This window comes from Candidatus Binatia bacterium (assembly GCA_035631035.1).
Lineage (GTDB): Bacteria > Eisenbacteria > RBG-16-71-46 > SZUA-252 > SZUA-252 > DASQJL01.
In genome coordinates this window covers 1-22595 of record DASQJL010000050.1, presented here as the reverse complement: position 1 = coordinate 22595, position 22595 = coordinate 1, and the positions used below count along the sequence as shown (strand labels likewise).

Here is a 22595-nt window from a genome sequence, read left to right as displayed (position 1 = left end):
TGGTCGGCCGGGGCGCTCCCGCCCCTCCCGTTCCATCGGTCTTCCCGGAGGTGTTTCCAGCGTGACGATCCACCGCTCGGTCGAGAGCCTGAGGCGGGCCCTGCCCGCGTCCGGCAGGCCGCCGGCCGTGGTGGTTGGCCTCTGCTCGCACGGGCTTGCCATCGTGCGCTCCCTCGCGCGGAAAGGGGTCACGGTGGTCGCGGTCGAATCGAACTGGGCGCAGCCCTCCGCCGCGACCCGCTACGGGCTGAAGCTGCACCACGAGGACGTGCACGGGCCCTCGCTGGCTCCCTTTCTCACCGAGCTGGCCGGCGCCCTGCCCCAAGCCCCGGTCCTCTTCGTGACGAACGACCGGATGGTCCGCGTCGTGAACGACCCGCGGGCGGGGCTCCGCGACCGCTACCGGATTCCCTTTCCCCGCCCCGAGCTCCTCCTCGAGCTGATCGAGAAGGACACCCTGGGACCCCTCGCGGAGCGTCAGGGCCTGCGCGTGCCGCGCACGACTGCGGTGAGCGCCGCGGAGGCCCGCGGCGAACGCCCCTCGGCCGCGCTCGACGCCGCGGCGTTTCCCTGCGTCGTGAAGCCCGCGGTGCCGATGTCCTCGCTCAAGGTCGAGATCGTTCCCGACCGCGGGGAGCTCGCGCGGCTCGCGGAGCGCCATCGCGACATCGACCGCTACCTGCTCCAGCAGTGGATCGAGGGCGGCGACGAGCAGGTCGTGTTCGCCGCCTGGTATTTCGATCGGGAGGGGCGCCCGCGCGGCGCCTTCGCGGGACAGAAGATCCGCCAGGTGCCGCGCACCCTCGGCAACAGCAGCGCGGCGCGCGGCCTCGATCGCCCCGACCTGATCGACGAGGGGCTCCGCCTCTTTCGCGGGCTCGACTACCGCGGGATCGCCTCGGTGGAGTTCAAGCTGGACGGCGCCGGCGCCCCCTGGTTCATCGAGGCAACCGTCGGGCGGTCGGACTATTGGATGAAGACGATGATCGTGAACGGGGTGGACCTGCCGGCGCTGGTCTATGCCGACCTCGCGGGCGTGGACGTGGGCGCCTCGGAGCGGCAGAAGAACCGCGCCGCGTGGGTGGACGGCGATCGCGATCTGGGGGTGTTCCTGGAATCGTGGTCCGACCCGGCCGTGCCGAAGGGCCGCCTGATCGCCCAGCTCCTCGAGCCGAAGCGGTTCGCCCTCTTCGACTGGCGGGACCTTCGCCCCTACGCGGCCTGGCTCGCGCCCCTGGCGCGCCGCGTGCGCACCGCGGTCGCGCGGCGGCTGGGCGGGACGCGCGGCGCCTCGGACCCGACCGGACGCGCCATGCCTGCCCGGGCCGGCGATGAGGCGTCCCGCCCCGAGTGAGCGCCCCCGCCGGGAAGCCCTCCGCCGCCTCCTTCGCGAGCGTTCTCAAGCACGCCGGCATCTACGGCCTGGGGAACGTCGGCATCCGCATCGCCGGGCTCCTCCTGGTTCCCCTCTACACGTACAACCTCTCCCCCGCCGAGTACGGCGTCATCGAGTACCTCGACCTGACCGCCCTCGCGATCGGGATGCTCTTCAGCCTGGGGCTCGCGAACGCCATCTACCGCTACTACTATCTCGCCCCCGAGGAGGAGCGGAAGCGCGTGGTCTCCACCGCGCTCCTCCCCATCCTCGCGGTGTCCTTCGCGATCGCGGCGGCGCTCTTTCTCGCGGCGCCCTGGCTCGCGCGGGGCGTCTTCCACGACCCGCGCTTCACCCGCTGGCTCCGGATCCTCTTCGTCGGATTCGGATTCAACATGGTGGCCGAGTTCGGCATGACCTACCTGGCCGTTCTATTGCGCTCCGCCCTCTTCAGCACGATCACAGTGATCAAGTTCATCGTGGGCGCGCTCCTCAACGTCTTCTTCCTGGTGGGCCTCCACTGGGGCGTCGAGGGGATCCTGGTCAGCAACCTGATCACCAACCTGGCTCTGGGCGGCGTCCTCCTCGCGTACGTAATCCGCTCGGTGGGGCTCGGGTTCGACGGCGCCCTCCTCCGGAAGATGGTGGCCTACGGCTACCCGCTGGTGCTGGTGCAGCTCAGCCTGTTCGGCATCAACTTCGCCGACCGCTTCTTCCTGCAGGCCAGCGCCGGCTTCGCCCAGGTGGGCATCTACGCCCTCGCCTACAAATTCGGCATCATGCTGAACACCCTCGTGGTCGCGTCGTTCTTCCAGGTGTGGAACGCGAAATCGTTCGAGGTCGCGAGCGACCCCGCGGCGCCGTCCTTCTACACGCGCGTCTTCAGCTACTTCACCCTGGGCCTCCTCGCGGCCGGCTTGGGCATGGCGCTGGTCATCCGCGACGTGATCGGCATCGTGGCGCCGCCGAGCTACGCCGCGGCGGCGCGCCTGGTCCCCCTCGTCGTCGTGGCGTACGTGCTGAACGGGATCGGGACCTACTTCGAGCTGGGGATGAAGCTGAAGAGCCGCACGCCGCTCCTCGGAGCGATCTTCGCCGGGACCTGCCTCCTCTGCCTCGGGCTCTACGCCGTCCTGATTCCCCGCTGGGGGATGTTCGGCGCGGTGCTCGCCACCGTCATCGCGTTCGCCTTCAAGGCGGTGTGGGTCTATCGCGAGGGGCAGCGCGCCTACCCGATCCGCTTCGAGTTCGGGCGGGTCGTCCCGGCGGCCCTGCTCGCGGCGGCGATCTGGGGGCTGCGCGCCCTGCTGCCGCCGATGCCGCTCGTCGCATCGCTCGCCGTGGGAATCGCCCTCTTCCTCGTGTACGCCGGCCTGATGTGGGGTCTTGGATGGATCCGCAAGGAGGAGCGGGAGGCGCTCGTCGCGTGGGTGCGGGCCCGGCTGCGCCCCGGCACGGCAGCGCCGGAAGCTTCCTAGGATCGAATCGACGGCCGGCGGCTAGCGCCTCGGCACGTACATTCCGTCCCGCTGGGTGGGGTTCTCGGGACTGCTGGACGCCGGGGCGTTGTCCCCCACCTCGATCCCGACCGAGCGCTTGGCCTTGTCCAGCCAGGCGCGCGCCGTGAGCAGGCTGGGGTCCATCTGCAGGGCCTGCTGGAGTTGCAGGATTCCCTGCGTCTTCTCCCCGATCTCGACCAGGTAGGCGCCATACTGCGCGTGCGTGTAGGCACGGTCCGGGAAGAGCCGGAGCGCTTTCTCGTAGTAGGCGATCGGGATCGCGGGCTGGTTGGTCTCCCGGGAGAGCATCCCCAGCAGGTGGAGCGCCCGGGGATGGTTCGGGAAGACCCAGAGGACGTATTTCAGCTCGCCGAACGCCTGGTCCTTGTTCCCCTCGTTGTAGCGCGGCCAGAAGCCGCGCGGGTTGTTCTTTGAGCCCAGGTGCCCGTTCTCGACGATCGGAATGAGCTGCGCGGCCGTCGGGTTCACCGCGATCGAGAAGTAGTCGTTGTTGACGAACCCCTTCTTCTCGTTCTTCGGCGAGTACGGGTCCTTGGTGTAGGCGTTGTGCGCGTCGTGCGGCGCGACCCGGGGATCCTGCTTCTGCTCCGGATAGAGGATCGAGTCCTGCTCCGGCGGCGAGGGGATATAGCTCCCCTGGGCGCGGGCCTGTTCCCGGGACCCGCAGAACGCCGCCGCGCACACGCCCATCAGGAGGGCCGGAACGGCCCATCGCATCGTTCTCATACCCCTAAGAGTATCACGTTCCCGAGGGCGCAGCAGTGCGTCCCCCGACCCCGGCGGGCGTCGTGGGCGGGGACGCGCCGATCCGTTCCAGGACCCGCGCCGCGTTCCGGTCCCACGTGTGATGGGCCAGGACGTGCGCGCGGGCGTTCGCCCCCATGCGCGCCCGGAGCGCTTCGTCGCCCAAAAGCGACGCCAGCGCCGCACGCAGCGCGGCGGGGTCCCGCCGCGGGAAGAGAATTCCCGTCGCCCCATCCACGATCCCGTCCGCGAGCGGGCCCAGGCGCGGCGCCACCACCGGCTTCCCCATCGCCATGTACTCGTAGATCTTCATCGGCGAGCCGTACTCGTTGGAGTCGGGCATCACCGCGATGTCGAAGGCGGCGACGTGCTCGGGGAGTCCGTCGTGGCCGATCCATCCCGCGAAGCGCACGCGCGCCTCGAGGCCCTCGCGGCGCACGCGCTCCTCCAGGAGGGGCCGCTCGGGACCGTCCCCCACCAGCAGGGCCGCCGCCTCGGGCATCTCGCGCAGGAGCGCCGCCACCGCGTCGAGCAGGAACCCGACGCCGTGCCAGGGGAAGAACGCCCCCGTGAAGCCCACGACGCGGGCGCCGCGAAGCCCATGCCGCTCGCGCACCGCCTCCCCCGAGATCTCGGGACGGAATCGATCGGGATCGGCGGCGTTGGGCAGCGTCAGGACGCGGTCGGCGGGAATGCCGCCGGCCACGATGGCGTCGCGGAGCACCGACGATACGGCCACGATGAGCCGGGCGCGGCGGAAGACGAAGCGCTCGGCGGCGCGCGCGATCGGGCGAAGCAGGCGGCTGCGGCGCCGGTAGAGCGGCGTCGCCGCGGTGTAGTTCACTTCCAGGATCAGCGGCACGCCCGCGGCGCTCGCCGCCAGCGCTCCCGCGACGTGGAAGAACGCGTAGCGCTCGTAGAGCGCGTCGGCCCGCGGCGTCCGCAGCGCCCGACGCAGGCGGAAATAGGCCGGGACGTTGTAGACCATCTCCATCAGCTCGAAGAGCGTCTCGGGGACGTGCTCGGCGAGCATCCACCAGAGCCCCCGGAGGCCGGGCGCCTTGCGCGGCGCCGCGCCGGGCCGCCCCACCTCCACCCCCGGCGGCGAGACGATCACGACCTCGGCGCCCGCGCGCTCGAAGGCGCGCGCCATGCCGAGAAGGTGCACCCCCTCGACGCCCTGCCCCTGCGTCCGGTGGTCGACGACCAGCCGCATGCGCTAGCCCGCCGCGGGCGCGCGGCCGAGCGCGCCGGGACGGGCCGGCTCCGCCGGCGACGGCACCGGGACGGCGGCCGGCTGGCGCTCGGCGACGTACTCGAGGAGAATCGTCGAGACCACGAGGTAGTACGGCAGGTCGAAGTAGGCCAGCCCCAGGAACGCCCCGCCGAACATGTAGCCGAGCAGCGAGAACTGCAGCATCTCGGCCAGGTCGCGCGCCCAGCGCCGGTCGGGATCCTTCGGCCAGCGCTTCCGCATCCGCTCCAGCTTCCAGAGGGCGGTGGCGAGGATGCCGAGGAAGATGAAGAGCCCGGGGAACCCCTGCTCCGCAAGCACCTCGAAGTAGATGCTGTGCGCGTCGTGGACGTCGGTCGGGTTTGGGGCGTACACCATGAAGAGCTCTTTCGTGAAGGTGCGGAACCCCCCGCCGAAGAGATGCGTCATCGCGATGTTCACGGCAAAGTGCCAGGCGTTGATACGCCCCTGGGCGGACTGGTCGGTCTGATACGACTCGATCGAGGTCATCCGATCCTTCCATTCGGCCGGAACGAAGGAGATCAGGGCGGCTCCGAGCACGAGCACCATCAGAAGTCCCTGGAACCGGTAGCGGGAGCGGACCAGGAGGATGCCCGCGACGCCGGCGAAGGCCACGAAGGCCCCCCGCGAATAGGAGAAGAGGATCGAGAAGATCGTCAGCACGATCGAGCCGTAATAGGCCCAGCGCTGCCAGGTCTTCTTCACCTGGCGCGCGAAGTAGAGCATGAGCGGCAGGATCATGATCTCGGCGAGCGCCAGCTCGTTGTTCCCCTCGATGAAGGAGCCCATCGGCCCCCACACGCGATAGGCGCCGCGGGTCGCGAGGGAGAAGAGCCCCCCCTTCACGCTGTAGAAGGCGATCGAGGCCATCGCCACCCAGACGTAGCGCTCGAGGCGCTTCCGCTCCTGGAGCAGCATCATCGCCACGAAGCACATGAAGATGATCCGCGAGAAGCGGTTCCACTCGATCCAGGCGTCGCGTCCGGAGATGGCCGTCATCGTCGTCAGCGTCGTGTAGAGCATCCAGACCATCAGGAGGATGGTCGTGGACTTCATCGGGATGCGCCGGATCTCCCCGCGGATCACCGTGCCGAGCAGCGTGGCGATCGCCACCACCAGCCCGACCGGCGCGTACTCCAGCCGCCACGAGAGGCGGTGGGGGTTCATGAGCCCGATCCAGATGTAGGCCAGGATGCCGATGTCGGGGCGGAAGACCGCGACCGGAGCGCTGCCGAAGACGAGGAGCGCGATCAGGATGTCGCGCATCGCTAGCGGCCCCCTCCGGCTCCGGCCAGCGCGGGGCCGGCGACGGGCGCTTCGGCCGCCGCGTCGGCGCCGCGGAACCGATACCAGGCGAGTTGCAGCGCGAAGCGCCGCGGATCGGCCGACCACGCGGCGGCCCGGCGCCACCGGAACGGGTCCTCCCCCGCCTCGTTCGGTCCGAACGTCGTCGTGAGCGCGCCCCGGTACCCCGCGGCGCGGAGCGCCTCGACCGCGCCCTCGTCGTAGTCCTCGGGGCGGCCGTTCGGATAGGCGAAGAACGCCGCCTCCTCCCCCAGCTCCTTCTCGATCGTCCGCTTCGAGCGCACCACCTCCTCGCGCGCCCGTTCGGAGGTGACGCGGCTCAAGATGGGGTGGGTCTCCGTGTGCGAGCCGAACACGATCCCCGAGTCCCGCATCGCGCGCACGCGGTCCCAGTCGAGCATCAGCGACGCGGCGGTACCCGGATCGCCCGGCCCCAGCGCTTCCCGGATCGCGCGCACGCCGGCGAGGCGCTCCGCCTCGGGCCTCGGCTTGAGCGCGGCCAGGGCGCGGAAGGCCGCGCGGTGCCGCTCCGCTTCGGTTCCGAGCGGAAGGGGCGGCTCGTCGGCCGGCTGCCCCGGAATGCGGATCGCGCCTCCGCGCGCCGCCGCGAACGCGAGGAGCACCTCGTCGTGCCAGGGGATCGTCCCCGTGCCGATGCACCCGGTCACGAGGAAGATCGTCGCGGGAACCCCGTGGCGCGCCAGGATCGGCGCCGCGTACTCGGCGTTGTCGGCGTAGCCGTCGTCGAAGGTGACCGCGACGGCCCCCTCGGGGACGGTGCCCGCGCGGCTCCGCTCGAGTAGGGTGGCGAGCGGCAGCGGCCGGTAGGCGCGCGCCAGGTGGCGCATCTGGCGCTCGAAGAGCGCCGGAGGCACGGGATCGATCATGAACGGCCCGGGGTCGGGGTGGACGCGGTGATAGATCAGGATCAGGAAGGGCGGGGACGCGCGGCGGCGCAGGCGCGCGCCTCCGCCGCCCGGCGCGAGCATCCAGCGGTTTCCCGCGGCCCGGAGGAGCGGCTCCCCTCCCGCCGCCTGGAAGAGCGCCGCCGCGGCCGCCTTCGCGGCGTTCATCGGGCGCTCCGGGAGAAGGCGGCGCGCAGACGCGCCCGCGCGGCGGAGAGCAGCGAGAGCCCCGACGCGATCGCCGCGCGCGCGCCGTTTCCCCGCAGGGTGAGCCGGAGGCTCTCCTTCACGGTGCCCCCCCAGGAGAGCTTGTGGCTGGTGACGCCCGCCAGGAAATCGTAGGTGTGGAGGCCGTCCCCGATCATGGCCTCGATCGTCATCGCGCGGAGCGCGTTGCCCACGCCGCGGTCCTCCCAGTCGGGGTCGTACCCCTCCTGGAGCAGGAACGCGGTCCCGCGGTAGCGGATGCAGCACTGGTGCGCCACGGGGGCCCCGTCGGCGACCAGCGTCGTCAGATCCAGCCAGCCCCGCGTCAACAGGGCGCGTCCCATGGCATGGTAGAAGGCGCGCTTCTCGGGAGCGGCGAACACGCCGGACTCCCCTCGAAGTGTCCACCGGCGCTCGTGCAGACGGAAGAGCGAGTCCAGGGTGGCGTCCAGAGTGGCCTCGTCGGCGCGCTCGAACCGGGCGCCGTGCTGATCGGAGAGGACGCGACGCAGCGAGCGGACCTTGGTCCGCATCCGCGGCTTGAGCGACGCGACGTAGCCCTCGTAGGACGGGGGCAGCGCCGTGACGACGCACCCGACGCGGTGCTCTTCCAGGAGGGAGCCGTCCCGCTCGGCGAGCTTCCGGACGACCGCGCCCGCGGGGGACGCCTCCGGGATCTCGTTCCACTGCGCCACCTCGTAGCGGAGGGAGGAGCCGGCGCGGCGGAGCCAGGCCCAGAACGCGGGGAGGACGAGATCCTCCTCGCCGCGCGCCACGATGAAGTCCAGGTAGTCGGAATCGTGCGTCCCGTCTCCGAACAGGCGGAGCGTCCGGAGCGGAAGGCGGCCGCGCCACCGCTCGGCCGCGACCTGGAGCGGGAAGATGCCGACGATCGCCTCGCCGCGCCGGGCGAAGACCAGGAGCGGCTCGCGGCCGGCGCCGTACGCGCCCCACCAGGCCTCGAGCCAGGCCGGCGTGAGGAACGGCGAGTCCGCCGCGCTCGAGCAAAGGAGCTCCTCCCAGGCCGGGCCCAGCTCGCCGAACGCGCGCGCGGGCTCCACCACCTCGAAGCGGTCGGGCGCGCTCACCGCCGTCCGTCGAGCACCCGGCGGTGCCACAGCTCGATCACCATGAGATTCCAGAGGACCGTTCCGTAGTACGGCGTCGCGTCCTCCTCGTGGCGGCGCACCACGTCCTCGAGGGCTTCCCGCCGGAAGTAGCCGCGGTCCACGCTGCGCGGGGAGAGCACCAGGTCGCGCATCATCGCGCGGAGGCCCGGATCGCTCTTGAGCCAGCCGGAGATCGGGAGCCCGAAGCCGTGCTTGGACTTCGTGCGGGTCTCCACCGGGAGAAGGTCCTTGTAGGCGTCCTTGAAGAATGTCCGGAGCTCTCCCCCGCGCATCTTGATCCGAGCGGGCACGCGCGTCGCCACGTCCACCACGCGCTCGTCCAGGAACGGAAACCGGACGGCGACGCCGGCGCGCTCGCACATGCGCGCCACTTTGGGGACGTCGTTGTCGCTGATCGTGATCTTGAGATCGAGATAGAGGTGCCGGTCGAGCGCGGTCGTGGCGTGCGCGCGGTCGTGATGGCGGATCACCATCGCCGCCGGGCGCCAGCCGGCCGCCGCGGCCATGAGGTCGGCCGTGGCGAACGCGGCGGGAGGCACCACGTTCCAGAAATCGTAGGAGACGATCCGTTCCGCGGGCGGAAGGGACGCGCGCCGCACGTACTTCCCCGCCTTCACGAAGAGCGGGTGCGGCACGATCCGGCCCGCCGCCGCGATCGCCGGCGTGAGAATGGGGTCGCGAAGCCAGCGCGGCACCCGGTCGTAGGGCTCGAAGACGCGGCCGTCGGCATACCGCTGATTGCCCGCGAAGAGCTCGTCCCCGCCGTCTCCCGCGTAGAGCGTCGCCACGCCGTGCTCGCGGGCCACCTTGGCGCAATAGTAGGTGGGCACGGCCGACGCGTTCGCGAATGGCTCGTCGAACGATTCCGCCACGGCCAGCACGGCATCCTCGGTGTCGCGCGGCGTGACGAAATACTCGGTGTGCCGCGTGTGGAACGTCGAGGCGGCGACCCGGGCGTACTGCAGCTCGTTGAAGCGCTCCTCGGAGAAGCCGATCGAGAAGGTCGCGATCCGGCCGCCGCTCTCCTTGGTGAGCAGTCCGGTCACGGTCGTGCTGTCCACGCCGCCGCTCAGGAACGCGCCGTAGCTCCCCGCACCGTCCCGCGCGAGCCGATCGTGGACGGCGGCGGCCAGCGCGTCGCGGGTCGCGGTGGCCAGGCGCTCGGGCGAGGCGCCGTCGGCGCGCGTGAAGTCGGGCTCCCAGTAGGGCTCGACCGACGCGCGGCCGTTCCGGAAGGCCAGCCGGTGCCCCGCCGGCAGCTTGTCCACCTCGCGGAAGATGGTGCGCGGCGCCGAGACCACCGAGGAGGCGACGACGTCGAGGAGCGCTCCCGCGTCCAGGGTCGGCGCGAAGGGGACCGGCGAGGCCAGGAGCGCCGCCATGTGCGACCCGAAGAGGAACTGGTCGGGGCGGTCGGCCGTGACGAGCGGCTGGATGCGGATCCGGTCGGTGGCCAGGTGGAGCGTCTTGTCGCGGCCGTCGTACACGGCAAGCGCGAACTCGCCGCGCAGATCGGCGACGCAGGAGGGTCCCCGGTCGAGCCAGAGCGAGAGAAGAGCCTGGAGCGGAGCGCCGCCGCGGCCCGGCCCCGAATCCCCCTCGTCTCCTGCCGCCGGCGGCGGCGCGGTGAGGCGGCCGAAGAAGGCGAGGCCCAGGACCGCGTTCCCCACGCGCCGGCTCGCGAGCCCCGAATCGTAGCCGGCGCGGCCGCGCACCACGAATGCGGCGCGCCCCTCGTCGAGGAGGAGCGGCGGTCCGGCCTCCTCCCCGCCGAGCGCGCGCGCCATCGCGTCCAGATCGGAGGCGGCGAGGGGGCGCCCTCCCGGCGGCACGAGAATTCCGGCGATGCCGCTCATCGTGCGCGCTCCAGTCCGGGCGCGGCGGCCAGCGCCGCGACGGGCGCCCCCGCCGCGGCCGCGCGGTAGATCGCGAGCTGCTCCTGGGCCACCGTCTCCCAACTGCGGCGTCCGCCGGCGGCGATCGACTCCGCGCTCCACGACCGGGCCAGGGCCCGCGCCAGGAGGTCGGCGGCGAGAGCCGGGTCGCGCCGCGGAATCAGAAGTCCGTTCGCGCCGTCCTGAACCATGTCGGGAACGCCTCCCACCGCGGTGGCCACCACGGGACGCCCGCAGGCGAGCGCTTCGGCGACCACGTTCGGGCACCCTTCGCTGTGGCTGGTGAGGCAGACCACGTCCGCGGCCGCGTACCAGAGGGGAAGCATCTCGGGCGCGGCGGCGCCGTGCAGGGTGACGACCTCGCCGAGACGGAGCCTCGCGATCGCGGCCTCCAGGGCGCGCCGCTCGGGTCCCTCGCCCACGATGTGGAGCGCGACCTCCGCGCCGCCGGGCCGTGCGCGCAGCGCGGCCATCGCCTCGAGCAGGAAGTCGAGCCCCTTCACGGGATCGAGCCGCGCCACCGCGAGCAGGATCCGGCGCCCCGCCGGGAGTCCCAGCCCTTCGCGGGCGGCGGCCCGGTCGAGCGCGCGGAAGCGGCCGACGTCCACGCCGTTCGGCACGACGTGCACGTGGTCGCGCGCGGCGCCGAGCTCGATCGCGCGCCGCTCCAGGGAGCGGGAGACGGCGACCACGGCGCGCGCCTCGCGCAGGGTTCGCTGGATCGGCCCCCGCTGCGCCGGGTTCTGGGCGAGCACCTCGAGGTCGGAGCCGCGCACGGTGAGCACGAGCGGGGCCCCGAGGTGGCGCGCCAGGCGCGCGGCCGCCGCGCCGTCGGGGTAGGCGTAATGCGCATCGACGAGGTCGGGAGGCGACCCGCCCAGCGCCTCGTCGAGAGCGCCGCGGATCTGCGGCAGCGTCTCGGCGTGGAGCAGCGCGGCGTCCCAGCCCTTGAGCATCCCGGGCAGCACCGCGAAGCGGGGGTGGAGCACGTCGAATCCCGCCGGGTCCTTCCGGCGCCGCGGGACGCGCAGCACGCGGGGGTTTCGCCCCGCGTTCACCGGGGCGATCACGACGAGATCGGCGTGCGCCGCCACGCCCGCGAGCCGGTTCCGCACGAAGATCCCGCGCGCCGGCTCGGCCGGGTTCGGAAAGAGCGTCGTGAAGGAGAGGATGCGAAGGCGCGCGCCCTCGCGTCCGGCGCCGATGGCGGGGCCGCTCACGACGCGGCCGGCGTGAAGCGCCGCCCCCAGTGCTCGAGCACGAGGAGCGCCCAGAGCGGATAGCTTCGGTCGCGGATCCCCTTCTGGTGCTCGTCCCAGAGCGAGCGCATCGCGCCCGGCTCGAACAGCGATTCGGTGAACGACCCTGGCGCGAGCACGCGCTCCTCGAAGGGCGCGCGCAGCTCGCCGCGGAACCAGAGGTCGAGCGGCACGGAAAAGCCCATCTTCCGCCGCGTGAGCACGTCGGGAGGCACCCGCCCCTCCAGCGCGCGCTTGAACACGTACTTCCCCGACCCGTTCCGGATCTTGAGATCGGCGGGGATCGTCGCGACGTGCTCGACGAACCGGTGGTCGAGGAGCGGCACCCGCACCTCCAGCGAATGGGCCATGCTCGCCCGGTCCACCTTGGCCAGGATGTCGTCCGGCAGGTACGTCTTGAAGTCGACGTACTGGATGCGGGAGAGCGGGTGCCACCCCTCCGAGCGCCGGAAGAACTCCTCCTGCACGCCGAACGCGTCGTGATCCCCCACCTGGGCGCGGAGCGCGGGGCGGTAGAGGCGCGCCTTCATCGCCGGCGTGAACCAGCGCATGGTGTTGTGATAGGCGCGCTCGGGCGAGAGCGTCAGGTTGGTGAGGAGCGTCTTGCCGCGGAACACCCGCGGCAGACGGTCGGCCTTGGGATACGCGGCGGCCACCGGCGCCAGCACGCCGCGGCGCACCCAGCGCGGGATGCGCGACCGGATCCGGTTCTCGAGGTAATCGAAGCGCATGCGGCGGTAGCCCGCGAAGTTCTCGTCCCCTCCGTCGCCGGAGAGGCAGACGGTCACGCGCTCCCGTGCCGCTTTCGAGACGTACCACGTGGGGACCATGGAGGAGTCGGCGAACGGCTCGTCGTAGTGCCACGCCAGCGCGTCCAGAATGTCGGCGGCGTGCGCCTCCACGATCTTCTCGTGGGCGTCGGTGCCGAAGGCCCGGGCCACCTGCCGCGCGTACGGGAGCTCGTCGTAGGCGTCCTCGCGGAAGCCGATCGATTCCGTGCGCACGGGCTGGTCGTTCATCCGCGCCATGGTGGCGACCACCGCGCTCGAATCGACCCCGCCGGACAGGAAGGCGCCCAGCGGCACCTCGCTCATGAGGTGGCAGGCGACGGAGTCCTCGAGCGCGGCGCGCAGCCCCTCGACGACTTCCTCTTCCGAACGCGGCGGGCCGGGACGGATCGCGAGATCCCAGTACTCGCGCTCTTCGATGCCCCGCGCGGTCGCCGTCAGCGTGTGCCCCGGGCGCAGCTTCCGCACCTCGCGGAAGATCGAGCGCGGCGCCGGGACGTAGAGGTAGGTCAGGTACTCGTCCAGCGCGAGCGGGTCCATCGTGGGCCGGAAGGAGCGGTCCTCGAGGATCGCCTTGATCTCCGAGCCGAACCGGAGCGTGCTTCCGTCCCAGGCGTAGTAGAGCGGCTTGATCCCCAGCCGGTCGCGCGCGAGGAAGAGGGCGCTCTGGGCTTCGTCCCAGATGGCGTAGCCGAACATGCCGCGCAGGCGCCGCACGGAATCGTGGCCCCACTGGCGATAGGCGAGGAGGATCGTCTCGGTGTCGGTCTCGGTGCGGAAGCGGTGCCCCAGCGACTCCAGCTCGCGCCGCAGCTCGCGGTAGTTATAGATCTCGCCGTTGAAGACGATCGCCAGCCGGCCGTCCTCGGTGAACATCGGCTGGTGTCCGGTCTCGATGCCGATGATCGAGAGGCGGCGGAAGCCGAGGCCGATCGGTCCCTTGGCGTGGACCCCGACGTCGTCGGGGCCCCGGTGGACGATCGACGACGTCATGCGCTCGAGGACCGCCCGGTCCACCGCGCCGGAGCCGGGTGCGAAGATGCCGCAGATGCCGCACATCAGGCAGCCTCCACGTTCAGATCCGCCTCGTCGCGGGGTCGATGAAGGTCCGGTGCCACTCCTCGAGGATCAACAGGCACCAGATCCAATCGCTGTAATCCCTTTGACCTGCCTCGTGCAGTTGAAGCACTTCGCGAATCCGTTCGGGGCGGAAGTAGCCGCGCGCGAGCGTCCGGGGATCGAGAAGCCGCTCCCGCGCGACCGTCTTGAGATCGCGCCGGAACCACTCCCCCTTGGGCACGGCGAAGCCCTGCTTCCGCTTGGTGAAGACGGACGCCGGGAGGTGCTTGGCGAGCATCTTCCGGAACAGGTACTTGGAGACGCCGCCTCGTAGCTTGAGCCGGCTGGGCACGCGGGCCATGAAGTCGACCAGGGTGTAGTCGAGAAGCGGCGCGCGCGCCTCCAGCGAGTGCGCCATGCTCGCGCGGTCCACCTTGGTCAGGATGTCGTCGGGCAGATACGCGAGCGTGTCGATCCACTGGAGGCGGCTCACCAGATCCAGCGGCTCCAGGTCGGCCCGGGTGAGGCCGGCCGGCAGCGCCGCTCCACCGTTCCCGCCGCCGTTCCCCACCTGGGTCCGCATCGCCGGCGCGTAGAGCCAGGACTTGATGTAGGGGTAGAGCCCGAGGTCGTAACCGCCGGTCAGCACGGAGTGATGCGCGGCCGCGTAGAGCCGGTTCCGCGCCGGCGCCCCGGCGGGAAGCGCCTCGGCCAGGGGCGCGAGCACGCGCCGCTTCAGCGGCTCGGGAATCCAGTCGAGCCTGCGCTCGTCGAGCGCGCGCTGGTAGCGCGTGTAGCCGGCGAAGAGCTCGTCGCCGCCGTCCCCCGAGAGCGCCACCGTCACGTGGCGCCGCGCCATGCGGGCCACGTACCAGGTCGGCACCATCGAGGAGTCGCCGAACGGCTCGTCGTAGTGCCACACGAGATCGGGAAGGATCGCGATCGCGTCGGGGCGAACCGTCTCTTCGTGGTGGTCGGTGCCGAGGTGGCGGGCCACGACGCGCGCGTCTTCGACCTCGGAGTAGCCGGCCTCGTCGAATCCGACGGTGAAGGTCTTCACCGGCGGCCCCCCCTCGGCCGCCATCATCGCCACGATGGCGCTGGAGTCCACGCCCCCCGAGAGGAAGGCGCCGAGCGGCACGTCGCTGATCATCCGGCGGCGGACGGCGTCGCGGAAGAGCGCCTCCAGCTCCTCGAGGTACTCCTCTTCGCGGCGCGCGGGCGCGTCGGGACGGAACGCGGGACGCCAGTACCGCTGGACCGTCAGGCGTCCCTCCTCCAGGCTGAGCCAGCTCGCGGGCGGGAGCTTCGCGACTCCGCGGAGAATGGTTCGCGCCCCTCCCACGTAGTAGCGGGAGAGGAACTCGTCCACCGCGGCCGGGTCCACGTCGCGCGGAACACCCGGCGCGGCCAGCACGGCCTTGAGCTCGGAGCCGAAGACGAACCGGTCGGGCGTGAGCGCGTAATAGAACGGCTTCTTCCCCAGCCGGTCCCGCGCCGCGAACAGCCGCCGCCGGGGCGCGTCCCAGATCACGAAGGCGTACATCCCGTTCAGCCGGAGCACGCAGTCGGTGCCCCACTCCTGGTAGGCCTGGAGCAGCACCTCCGTGTCGGAGCGCGTCGCGAAGCGGTGCCCGCGGGTTTCCAGCTCGCGGCGGACATCCATGAAGTTGTAGATCTCCCCGTTGAACAGGAGGGTCAGCGTGCCGGTGGCGTCGGCCATCGGCTGGTGTCCCCCGGAGAGGTCGATAATGGAGAGGCGGCGATGGGCAAGCCCCGCCTGTCCGATCACGGCGATCCCCTGCTCGTCGGGACCGCGATGGGCGAGCAGCGTGGCCATGCGCTCGAGCGTTCCCCGGTCGGGGACGGCTCCGCGAAGCTCGACGATTCCGGCGATGCCGCACATCAGGCGTGGCTCCGGGTGGATGCGACGGTCCGGCGCCGGGCATGGAGGGGCCGCGGTCCGATCGCGCCTCTCATGATACCGCTTCTCGCCGTCCCGGCTTGGGCCGCGACGCGACCAGCCCCTCGAGGAGCGCTTCCAGCGCGGCGCCGTGGGCCGCCCACTGATGGCGCGCCTCGACGTGGGCGCGGGCGCGACGGCCCGCCTCGAGCCGGCGGGGCTCGTCCCGGAGGAATCCCACGACCCGCTCGGCGAAGACGCCGGGATCGTCGGCCACCTCGATGCCCGCGCCCTCGGGCGCGTCCAGCCCCTCGTAGGCCGGCGTCGTCGCCACGACCGGCAGCCCCATCGCCATCGCCTCGAGCATCTTGTTCTGCAGCCCGCGCGCGACGCGCAGCGGCACGCAGGCGACGTCGGCGGCCGCGAGGTAGGGGCGCACGTCCGGCACCGCGCCGGTCACCTCGATCCCCGGCACCGACGCGAGCGCGCGTACGGAGCGGGCGGGGTTCCTCCCGACCACGGTGAAGCGGGCGTTGGGCAGCGCCTGGCGCACCCGCGGAAAGACCTGGGCCGCGAACCAGCGCACCCCGTCCACGTTCGGGAAGTAGTCCATCATCCCCGTGAACACCAGGCGCGGCACCCGCTCGTGATGCGGACCCGCGCCGTTCCCCGAAGCCGCGCGGGGCGGCGGCGCGTAGTAGTCGAGGTCCACGCCGCTCGGGATCACGCCCACCGGAACGCCGGGGACGCGCTCCCGCAGCACGCGGGCCTCGCGCTCGCAGACGAAGAGCGACTGGTCCCACGAGCGCGCCACCGCCTCCTCGAAGCGTCCGAGCCGGTCCGCCTCGCGCGCGTACAGCCAGGAGGCGGGCCAGCGGCTTCGCGACGCGTAGAGCCGCCACTTCTCCGAGTCGGCGTCCACGAAATCCATGACGCGCGGCCTCCAGTCCCCCGCCGGCACGTACTGCGCCATGACCGAGGAGAAGGCGAGCACGATGTCCGCGCCGCGCAGCCGCTCCGCCGCCGCGCGCCGGAGCGCCTTGCTGTCGAACGCCGCGACCGAGATCGCGCGCCCGTCCAGAAGGCCCCGCAGACCCTCGAGCCGCGCGCGGCGCGGGGAGCGGTAGACCACGTCCACCGATGCACAGAACTCGCGCAGCACGTCGGCGTGGACCAGGTCGCGGCGGTCATCGGCGAAGCAGACCAGGTGCAGGCGATGGCGCGCCCCCAGGTGCCGCACCTGGTGGTACGAAACCATCTTGTCCCCCTTGTCCGGCGGATAGGGGATCCGGTGCGCCAGGTACAGGATGTTCACGGAAAGTAGCGGACGATCGCGGGGCCGATCCGCTCGGCGACCGGCAGGGGCAGCATCCTCCAGGCCTGGATCGCCAGCGAGAACCGGGGATTCCGCGGACTCAGGTCGGGAATGGCTCGATCCCGGACCAGGTCGTACTGGTAGGCCAGCGGCGTCGGGTCGAAGCCCCAGTGCCGCTTGTAGTGAAACGCTCCCGTGTCGCGCTTGCTCCTGCCGAAATCGAAGACCGTGCAGCCGCGGTCGGCGGCGTGGCACATGAGGCTCCAGTACATGTAGTCGCTGGCCGAGTAGCGGTAGGCGCCGCGCAGCGTGCCGGCGTAGTACGGGAGCACCTGGCCGCGGTCGAAGAAGGAGAGCACGGCGGCGACGAACTGTCCGTCGGTCTCGACGAGGAGGATGCCGCTCTCGTCGGGATGCTCCTCCATGAGAATCGAGAAGAGGCGTCGCGGGAACACCGGCGTGCCCAGGTTGCGCACGCTGTGGGAATAGATCGGGTAGAAGCGGTCGAGCAGCTCGGCGCCGCCCGTCCGGTGCGTCAGGCCGCGCTTCTGCCCCGCCCGGATGCTGGTCCGCTGCTTGCGCGGGATGGCGGTGAAGTTGGCGTCGTGGCTGGAGACCATCGGCCGCCGGAAGGTGACGTAGAGGTCCTTGACCGGCAGCCCGTCGAAGCGCATGCCGCCGCGCAGCTCCACGTAGCGCGCGCCGATCGTCTCTCCCATCGCGCGCGCGGCCCCGCGGATCGCCGCGCCGGCGGCGTCGTCGTCCGCGACCACGCCCCCGTAGACCGCGAGCGGCGTGGAGATGAGCGACGTTCCGACGGGAAAGCCGGGCACCTGGAAGAGCGGGAGGACGCCGGCGGGGCGGTCGTCGCGCAGCGCGAGGAGCCCGCGGAAGCGATACCCGAACGTGCGCGCGGCGGAGCGCTGCCAGGCCATGCGGTGGAAGATCGTCGCGTCGGGATGCGAGCGGAGGTAGCCGTCCCACCGCGGGTCGTCCAGCGCGACCTCTTCCACCCGGAGCGTCTCCGCTCCGGCGCGCGTCTCCAGCGCCTCGGACGACTCAGTCGGCACGCCGGAAGTGCTCCACCGTGCGCGCCAGGCCGTCCTCGAAGCCGACCGTGGGCTGGAAGCCGAAGAGGCTCACGGCCTGGTCGATGGCGGCCTGGGAATGCCGGACGTCGCCGGCGCGCGGCGGCAGGTACTCCGGATCGGCTTTGACGCCGAGGATCTTCTCGAGGCAGCGCAAGAGGTCGTTCAGGGTGTAGCGGTCGCCGCAGGCGACGTTCACGACCTCGCCGCGCCCGGGGCCCTTCCCGCAGGCGGCCAGGTTCACCTGCACCACGTTGTCGACGTAGGTGAAGTCGCGGCTCTGCTCCCCGTCCCCGTAGACGGTGGGGCGCTTCCCCTCCACGAGGGCGCGGATGAAGCGCGGGATCACCGCCGCGTACTGCGAGTCGGGATCCTGGCGCGGGCCGAACACGTTGAAATAGCGAAGCGAGACCACGGGCAGATCCATCGTTCCCGCGAAAACCCGCGCGAACTCTTCGCCCGCGAGCTTCCCCGCCGCGTAGGGCGAGCGCGGGGAGAGCGGCATCTGCTCGTGCTTGGGAAGCGTCGGCGTGTCGCCGTACACGGAGGAAGACGACGCCCAGACCACGCGGCGCACCTTGGCCTCGCGCGCCGCCTGGAAGACGTTCACGGTGCCGAGGACGTTGACCGCGGTGGTCTCGCCGGGGTTCTCCACCGAGCGCGGCACCGAGCCGAGGGCGGCCTCGTGGAGGACGTACTCGACGCCGGCGCACGCGCGCCGGCACGCGGCCAGGTCGCGCACGTCCTCCTCCAGCCATTCCAGCCGCCCGGGTCCGGCGGGACGGATCGCCTCCACGTTCTCGCGCTTCCCCGTGGCCAGGTTGTCCAGGATGCGGACCTCGTGGCCGTCCCGGAGAAGGCGCTCGGCAATGTGGGAGCCGATGAATCCGGCCCCGCCGGTGACCAGGTAGCGTCCCATGCGCGGGCCTACAGCTTGAAGACGCCGCGCGTGCGGCGTCCCTTCAAGGCGTTGCGCGAATCCACGATCGTCTTCGCGTGCTTCGCGATCATCGCGAAGTCGATGTTCTTGTGCGCCGTGGCGATCACGACGCAGTCGGCAGCGCGGATCATCGCCGGCGTCAGGGACTTCGCGTGCATCATCGAGCCGTTGTGCCGCAGCGAGGGCACGTACGGATCGGCGTACGTCACCCGCGCCCCCTCGCGCTCCAGGATCTCCATGATGTCCAGCGAGGGGGACTCGCGGACGTCGTCGATGTCGGCCTTGTAGGCCACCCCCACCACGAGCACCTTGGAGCCGCGAAGCGGCTTCCGCACGGAGTTCAGCGCCTCCGACACCCGCTTGGTCACGTGGTGCGGCATCCCGCCGTTCACGTTCCCCGCGAGCTCGATGAAGCGCGCCTCGAACCCGCTCTCCCGCGCCTTCCAGGAGAGATAGAAGGGATCGATCGGGATGCAGTGGCCCCCCAGTCCCGGTCCGGGATAGAAGGGCATGAACCCGAACGGCTTCGTCTTCGCGGCGTCGATGACCTCCCAGACGTCGATGCCCATCCGGTCGCACATGAGCGCCAGCTCGTTCACCAGCCCGATGTTCACGCTCCGGAAGGTGTTCTCGAGCAGCTTCACCATCTCGGCCACGCGCGTGGAGCCGACCGGAACGATCGAATCCATGACGGCCCCGTAGAACTGCGCGACGAGCCGCGTGCACTCGGGCGTGACGCCGCCCACAACCTTGGGGATGTTCTTGGTCTGGTACTTCTCGTTGCCCGGGTCGACGCGCTCGGGCGAGAAGGCGAGGAAGAAGTCCTTCCCCACCGTCAGGCCCCCCTCCGCCAGCAGCGGGAGCACGAGCTCGTCGGTGGTGCCCGGGTAGGTGGTGCTCTCCAGCACGACCAGCTGCCCGCGCTTCAGGCGCGGCGCGATGTCCTTCACGGCCGCGACGATGTAGGACACGTCGGGGTCCTTGGTCTTGCGTAGCGGCGTGGGCACGCAGATGTCGACGACGTCCATCTTGGCGAGCGCGTCGAAGTCGAGGGTGGCCTGCAGCATTCCCTCGCGCACCAGCCCGCGCACGTCGCCGGTCGGGACGTCCTGAATGTAGGAGATCCCCCGGTTCAGCGTGGAGGCGCGCTTGGCATCGATCTCGAAGCCCGTGACGCGGTAGCCCACCTTGGCGAATTCCACGGCCAGCGGCAGGCCGACATAGCCCAGTCCGATGACGCCGATGCGTGCGCTGCGGTTCTCCAGGCGAGCGGAAAGACGCGATGCGGCCGTTCCGGACCGCTTGCGGGGCGACATGAGAGTTACTCCTTGGGCTTGGGTTTCGCGGCGTGCGCCGGTGGCGCGGGGGAGGACGCCGCGTGGGGTGTTGCGGCTCCATCGCCGTTCGCTTGGACATCGGCGCTCGGAGCGGTCGGACCCCCCACCTTATTCCGATCGCGCCGGGACAGGAGCGGTTTGTATCCGTAGTAGCTGTAGTCGTAATAGTACGGCAGCCCTTCCGTGGCGTTGTTCACGATCGCGCCGGCCACCTTGCTCGCGACGGGCGTCAGGATGCCGCGCATGCGGCGGATCATCGTGATCGGGGTGCGGCCGGCCATGGCGACCAGCAGGATCCCGTCCACGTGCTCCGCCATCATGATCGGCTCCACGACCGGCACGATCGGCGCCGCGTCGATGAAGATCAGGTCGTAGCTGGGGCGCACCGACTGCAGGAGCTTCTCGAAGCCCTCGTCGTCGTAGGAATCGCTCACGTGCGACCCCGGCTTCCCGCTGGGGATCGCGTGCAGGAGCGGTAGCGTCGTCGGCCGGCGCGCCAGGTCCAGGCTGGCCGTGCCGTGCAGGATCTCGTAGAGACCCGGCTTCTGCGAGAGGTCCAGGAGCTGGTGCATCGTGGGCCGCCGCATGTCGGCGTCGATGATGAGCGTGTGCCGGTGGAAGATCCGCGCCGCAACGATGCCGAGCAGCCCGCAGATCGTGCTCTTCCCCTCGCCGCGGCCCGCGCTGGAGACCATGTAGACGCGGCAGGCGGGCCCGCGGTGCTGGCGCATCAGCGACTGGAGAAGCCGCCGCGCCTCGGTCACGTAGGGCGCGTCGGTGCTGAATTCGGTGAAGAGGCTGCGCGGCGCTTCTTTGGGCACGGGGAACCCTACCGGCGCAGCTCGCCGCTCGTCGTCGCGGCGTGGCGGGTCGAGTTGAGGCTCGTGTACGTCACGGACACCAGCGCGGTCAGGATCACGATGGCCAGGATGGAGAGCGGCGCCCAGTTGTTCTCGAGGAAGGAGCCGGGGCGGGACCACCCCTCGATGCGCGGGATCGTCCCGATCACCTTGGTTCCCATCTCCTCCTCGGCCTGCTCCACCGTGCGGAGGATCGCTCCTACGCGCTCGGCGCCGAGGATGATGCCGACCGAGAAGAGCGGCCCCAGGAGGAGCGCGCCCAGGATCACCTTGAGCTTGTCGGGCCACACCGGCTTGAGCGGCAGCACGGGCGGCTCGACGACTTCGATCCGGAAGGAGAGCTGGCTCGTTTCCATCGCTTCGCTGATCCGCGACGAGGCCGCTTCCTTCTCCAGCGTGGCGAGCAGATCTTGATGCTTCTGCATCTCGGCCTTGAGCCCGTCCAGCTCCATCTGCGAGGCGGGAGCGCTCCGGGCCTTGCTGACGTACGAGCCGACCATGGAGCTGAGCCGTTTCTTGCGCATGCGGAGCGAATTGAGGATCGAGCGGTCGAGGGCGACGCCGGCGGCGATCTGCTTGGCGTCGTCGGGGATGTTCCCCTGGAGGGAGCCCGCGGCGTTCTCGTACTCGGAGAGGAGCTCTTGGCGCGCCCCGCCGATCTGCTGGAGGAGCGACTGGCCCGAGGCGTCCCCCTGCGACGTGCCGCGCGCCGCGGCCACGCCGTAGCTGGCCTCGAGGCCGGAGAGCCGCGACTCCAGCTCCGCCGTGCGGCCGGTGCGCAGGTCCGGCATCCGGGCCCCACCCATCCGGTCGACCCAGGTCTGCTTGTCGGTCCGGATCCGCTCGGAGACCTGGTCGGCTTCCTTGTCCGCGGCGTCGGCTAGCTCGCGGATCGCCTCCACGTTGCCGGGGTCCACCGATCCCGTCGTGATGGTCGCGCCCACGACCCTCGTCGCCGCGGCGCGGTAGGCGTCCTCGGCCCGGCGGAGGTTTTCGCGCTCGACCGCGATCTGGTCCTGGCTGAACTCCCCGCGCGCCTGGGTCCGCTCCAATTCGCTCTTCCGGGTCTCCTCGATCAGGCCCTCGCCGACCGCGGTCGCCAGGCGCCGCGCCTGTTCGGGCTGGGGGTCCTTCACGGCGAGCCGGATGTAGGTCGAGCCGACCGGAAGGACGTTGATCCGCTTGGCCAGCGTGGAGACCGCGATGCGGGTCGCGTACTCCTCGGGGGTGATGCCGGGATACTTGCGTGCCGCGGCCGTCGAGATCGATACCAGCTTGGGATCGCGTCCGAGCGCCAACCGGTCGCTGATGGCCGTGAGGAAGGTGCGGTTCAAGACGCGGCTTCGGACCCGAGCCATCTTCTGGACGAGATCTTCCTGCTGATCGCTGGGGCGCACCAGGCGCTCCATGCCCTCGGAAACGCGCGTGGGGTCTTCCATCGAGATGACGACGGAGGATTCGTAGACGCTCGGCGCCACGTTCAGGTAGAGGAAGGCCGCGCAGAGCGCGCCGACGATCGGGAGGAGGGCGAGCCACTTGTATCGCTTCGCCTTCCACACGATCTCGCGCGTGTCGACAACGAGTCCCTTTTCCTGCTCGGCGGCGCTCATGCTCGGCTCAATGCCTGGAGAGGGCGATGATGGACGCGACCAGGGAGATGACGGAGCTCATCTGTGCGAGGTGGACCCAGATCGAGGTGCCTTCCTTCCG

The 22595-nt window shown here is 71.1% G+C and carries 17 protein-coding genes; 2 read left to right on the top strand and 15 right to left on the bottom strand.

What is annotated here, in order from left to right; genetic code table 11:
- Positions 1–61 precede the first annotated feature (61 nt).
- Complete coding sequence (locus VE326_04610) at positions 62–1354, top strand: hypothetical protein (protein ID HYJ32478.1); 1293 nt, start codon at positions 62–64, stop codon at positions 1352–1354.
- Complete coding sequence (locus VE326_04605) at positions 1351–2853, top strand: oligosaccharide flippase family protein (protein ID HYJ32477.1); 1503 nt, start codon at positions 1351–1353, stop codon at positions 2851–2853. Before VE326_04610 ends, VE326_04605 begins: the two co-directional genes overlap by 4 nt.
- Positions 2854–2874: 21 nt before the next feature.
- Here the strand turns inward: VE326_04605 and VE326_04600 are convergent, their stop codons facing one another.
- The 15 genes from VE326_04600 to VE326_04530 form a co-directional block, all read right to left on the bottom strand.
- On the bottom strand, positions 2875–3621 hold the full coding sequence (locus tag VE326_04600) for a hypothetical protein (protein HYJ32476.1): 747 nt from the start codon (positions 3619–3621) through the stop codon (positions 2875–2877).
- A gap of 13 nt (positions 3622–3634) precedes the next feature.
- On the bottom strand, positions 3635–4855 hold the full coding sequence (locus VE326_04595) for a glycosyltransferase family 4 protein (protein ID HYJ32475.1): 1221 nt from the start codon (positions 4853–4855) through the stop codon (positions 3635–3637).
- A 3-nt stretch (positions 4856–4858) separates the two neighbouring features.
- Complete coding sequence (locus VE326_04590) at positions 4859–6160, bottom strand: putative O-glycosylation ligase, exosortase A system-associated (GenBank protein HYJ32474.1); 1302 nt, start codon at positions 6158–6160, stop codon at positions 4859–4861.
- Positions 6161–6162: 2 nt separating this feature from the next.
- Positions 6163–7272 carry a polysaccharide deacetylase family protein gene (locus tag VE326_04585; GenBank protein ID HYJ32473.1) on the bottom strand — a complete coding sequence of 370 codons (1110 nt, stop codon included), beginning with the start codon at positions 7270–7272 and terminating at the stop codon, positions 6163–6165.
- Complete coding sequence (locus tag VE326_04580; GenBank protein ID HYJ32472.1) at positions 7269–8399, bottom strand: GNAT family N-acetyltransferase; 1131 nt, start codon at positions 8397–8399, stop codon at positions 7269–7271. The genes VE326_04585 and VE326_04580 overlap by 4 nt, the downstream gene beginning before the upstream one ends.
- Positions 8396–10297 carry an asparagine synthase-related protein gene (locus VE326_04575; GenBank protein ID HYJ32471.1) on the bottom strand — a complete coding sequence of 634 codons (1902 nt, stop codon included), beginning with the start codon at positions 10295–10297 and terminating at the stop codon, positions 8396–8398. The genes VE326_04580 and VE326_04575 overlap by 4 nt, the downstream gene beginning before the upstream one ends.
- Positions 10294–11556 carry a glycosyltransferase gene (locus tag VE326_04570; GenBank protein ID HYJ32470.1) on the bottom strand — a complete coding sequence of 421 codons (1263 nt, stop codon included), beginning with the start codon at positions 11554–11556 and terminating at the stop codon, positions 10294–10296. Before VE326_04570 ends, VE326_04575 begins: the two co-directional genes overlap by 4 nt.
- The gene (asnB, locus tag VE326_04565; protein HYJ32469.1) at positions 11553–13442 is read right to left on the bottom strand and encodes an asparagine synthase (glutamine-hydrolyzing); all 1890 of its coding nucleotides are present in this window, start codon (positions 13440–13442) and stop codon (positions 11553–11555) included. Before asnB (VE326_04565) ends, VE326_04570 begins: the two co-directional genes overlap by 4 nt.
- Positions 13443–13458: 16 nt before the next feature.
- Positions 13459–15348 (bottom strand): asparagine synthase (glutamine-hydrolyzing), encoded by a 1890-nt coding sequence (gene asnB / locus VE326_04560; GenBank protein HYJ32468.1) that lies wholly within the window; start codon positions 15346–15348, stop codon positions 13459–13461.
- 70 nt (positions 15349–15418) lie between these two features.
- Positions 15419–16660 (bottom strand): TIGR03087 family PEP-CTERM/XrtA system glycosyltransferase, encoded by a 1242-nt coding sequence (locus tag VE326_04555; protein ID HYJ32467.1) that lies wholly within the window; start codon positions 16658–16660, stop codon positions 15419–15421.
- The gene (locus VE326_04550) at positions 16657–17730 is read right to left on the bottom strand and encodes a FemAB family XrtA/PEP-CTERM system-associated protein (GenBank protein HYJ32466.1); all 1074 of its coding nucleotides are present in this window, start codon (positions 17728–17730) and stop codon (positions 16657–16659) included. Before VE326_04550 ends, VE326_04555 begins: the two co-directional genes overlap by 4 nt.
- On the bottom strand, positions 17720–18667 hold the full coding sequence (locus VE326_04545; protein ID HYJ32465.1) for an SDR family oxidoreductase: 948 nt from the start codon (positions 18665–18667) through the stop codon (positions 17720–17722). The genes VE326_04550 and VE326_04545 overlap by 11 nt, the downstream gene beginning before the upstream one ends.
- Before the next feature lie 8 nt (positions 18668–18675).
- Positions 18676–20004 (bottom strand): nucleotide sugar dehydrogenase, encoded by a 1329-nt coding sequence (locus tag VE326_04540; protein ID HYJ32464.1) that lies wholly within the window; start codon positions 20002–20004, stop codon positions 18676–18678.
- Positions 20005–20009: 5 nt separating this feature from the next.
- Entirely contained in the window at positions 20010–20846 is an 837-nt protein-coding gene (locus VE326_04535) for a CpsD/CapB family tyrosine-protein kinase (GenBank protein ID HYJ32463.1), read from the bottom strand.
- An 8-nt stretch (positions 20847–20854) separates the two neighbouring features.
- The gene (locus VE326_04530) at positions 20855–22495 is read right to left on the bottom strand and encodes a hypothetical protein (protein ID HYJ32462.1); all 1641 of its coding nucleotides are present in this window, start codon (positions 22493–22495) and stop codon (positions 20855–20857) included.
- Between the last annotated feature and the right edge of the window lie 100 nt (positions 22496–22595).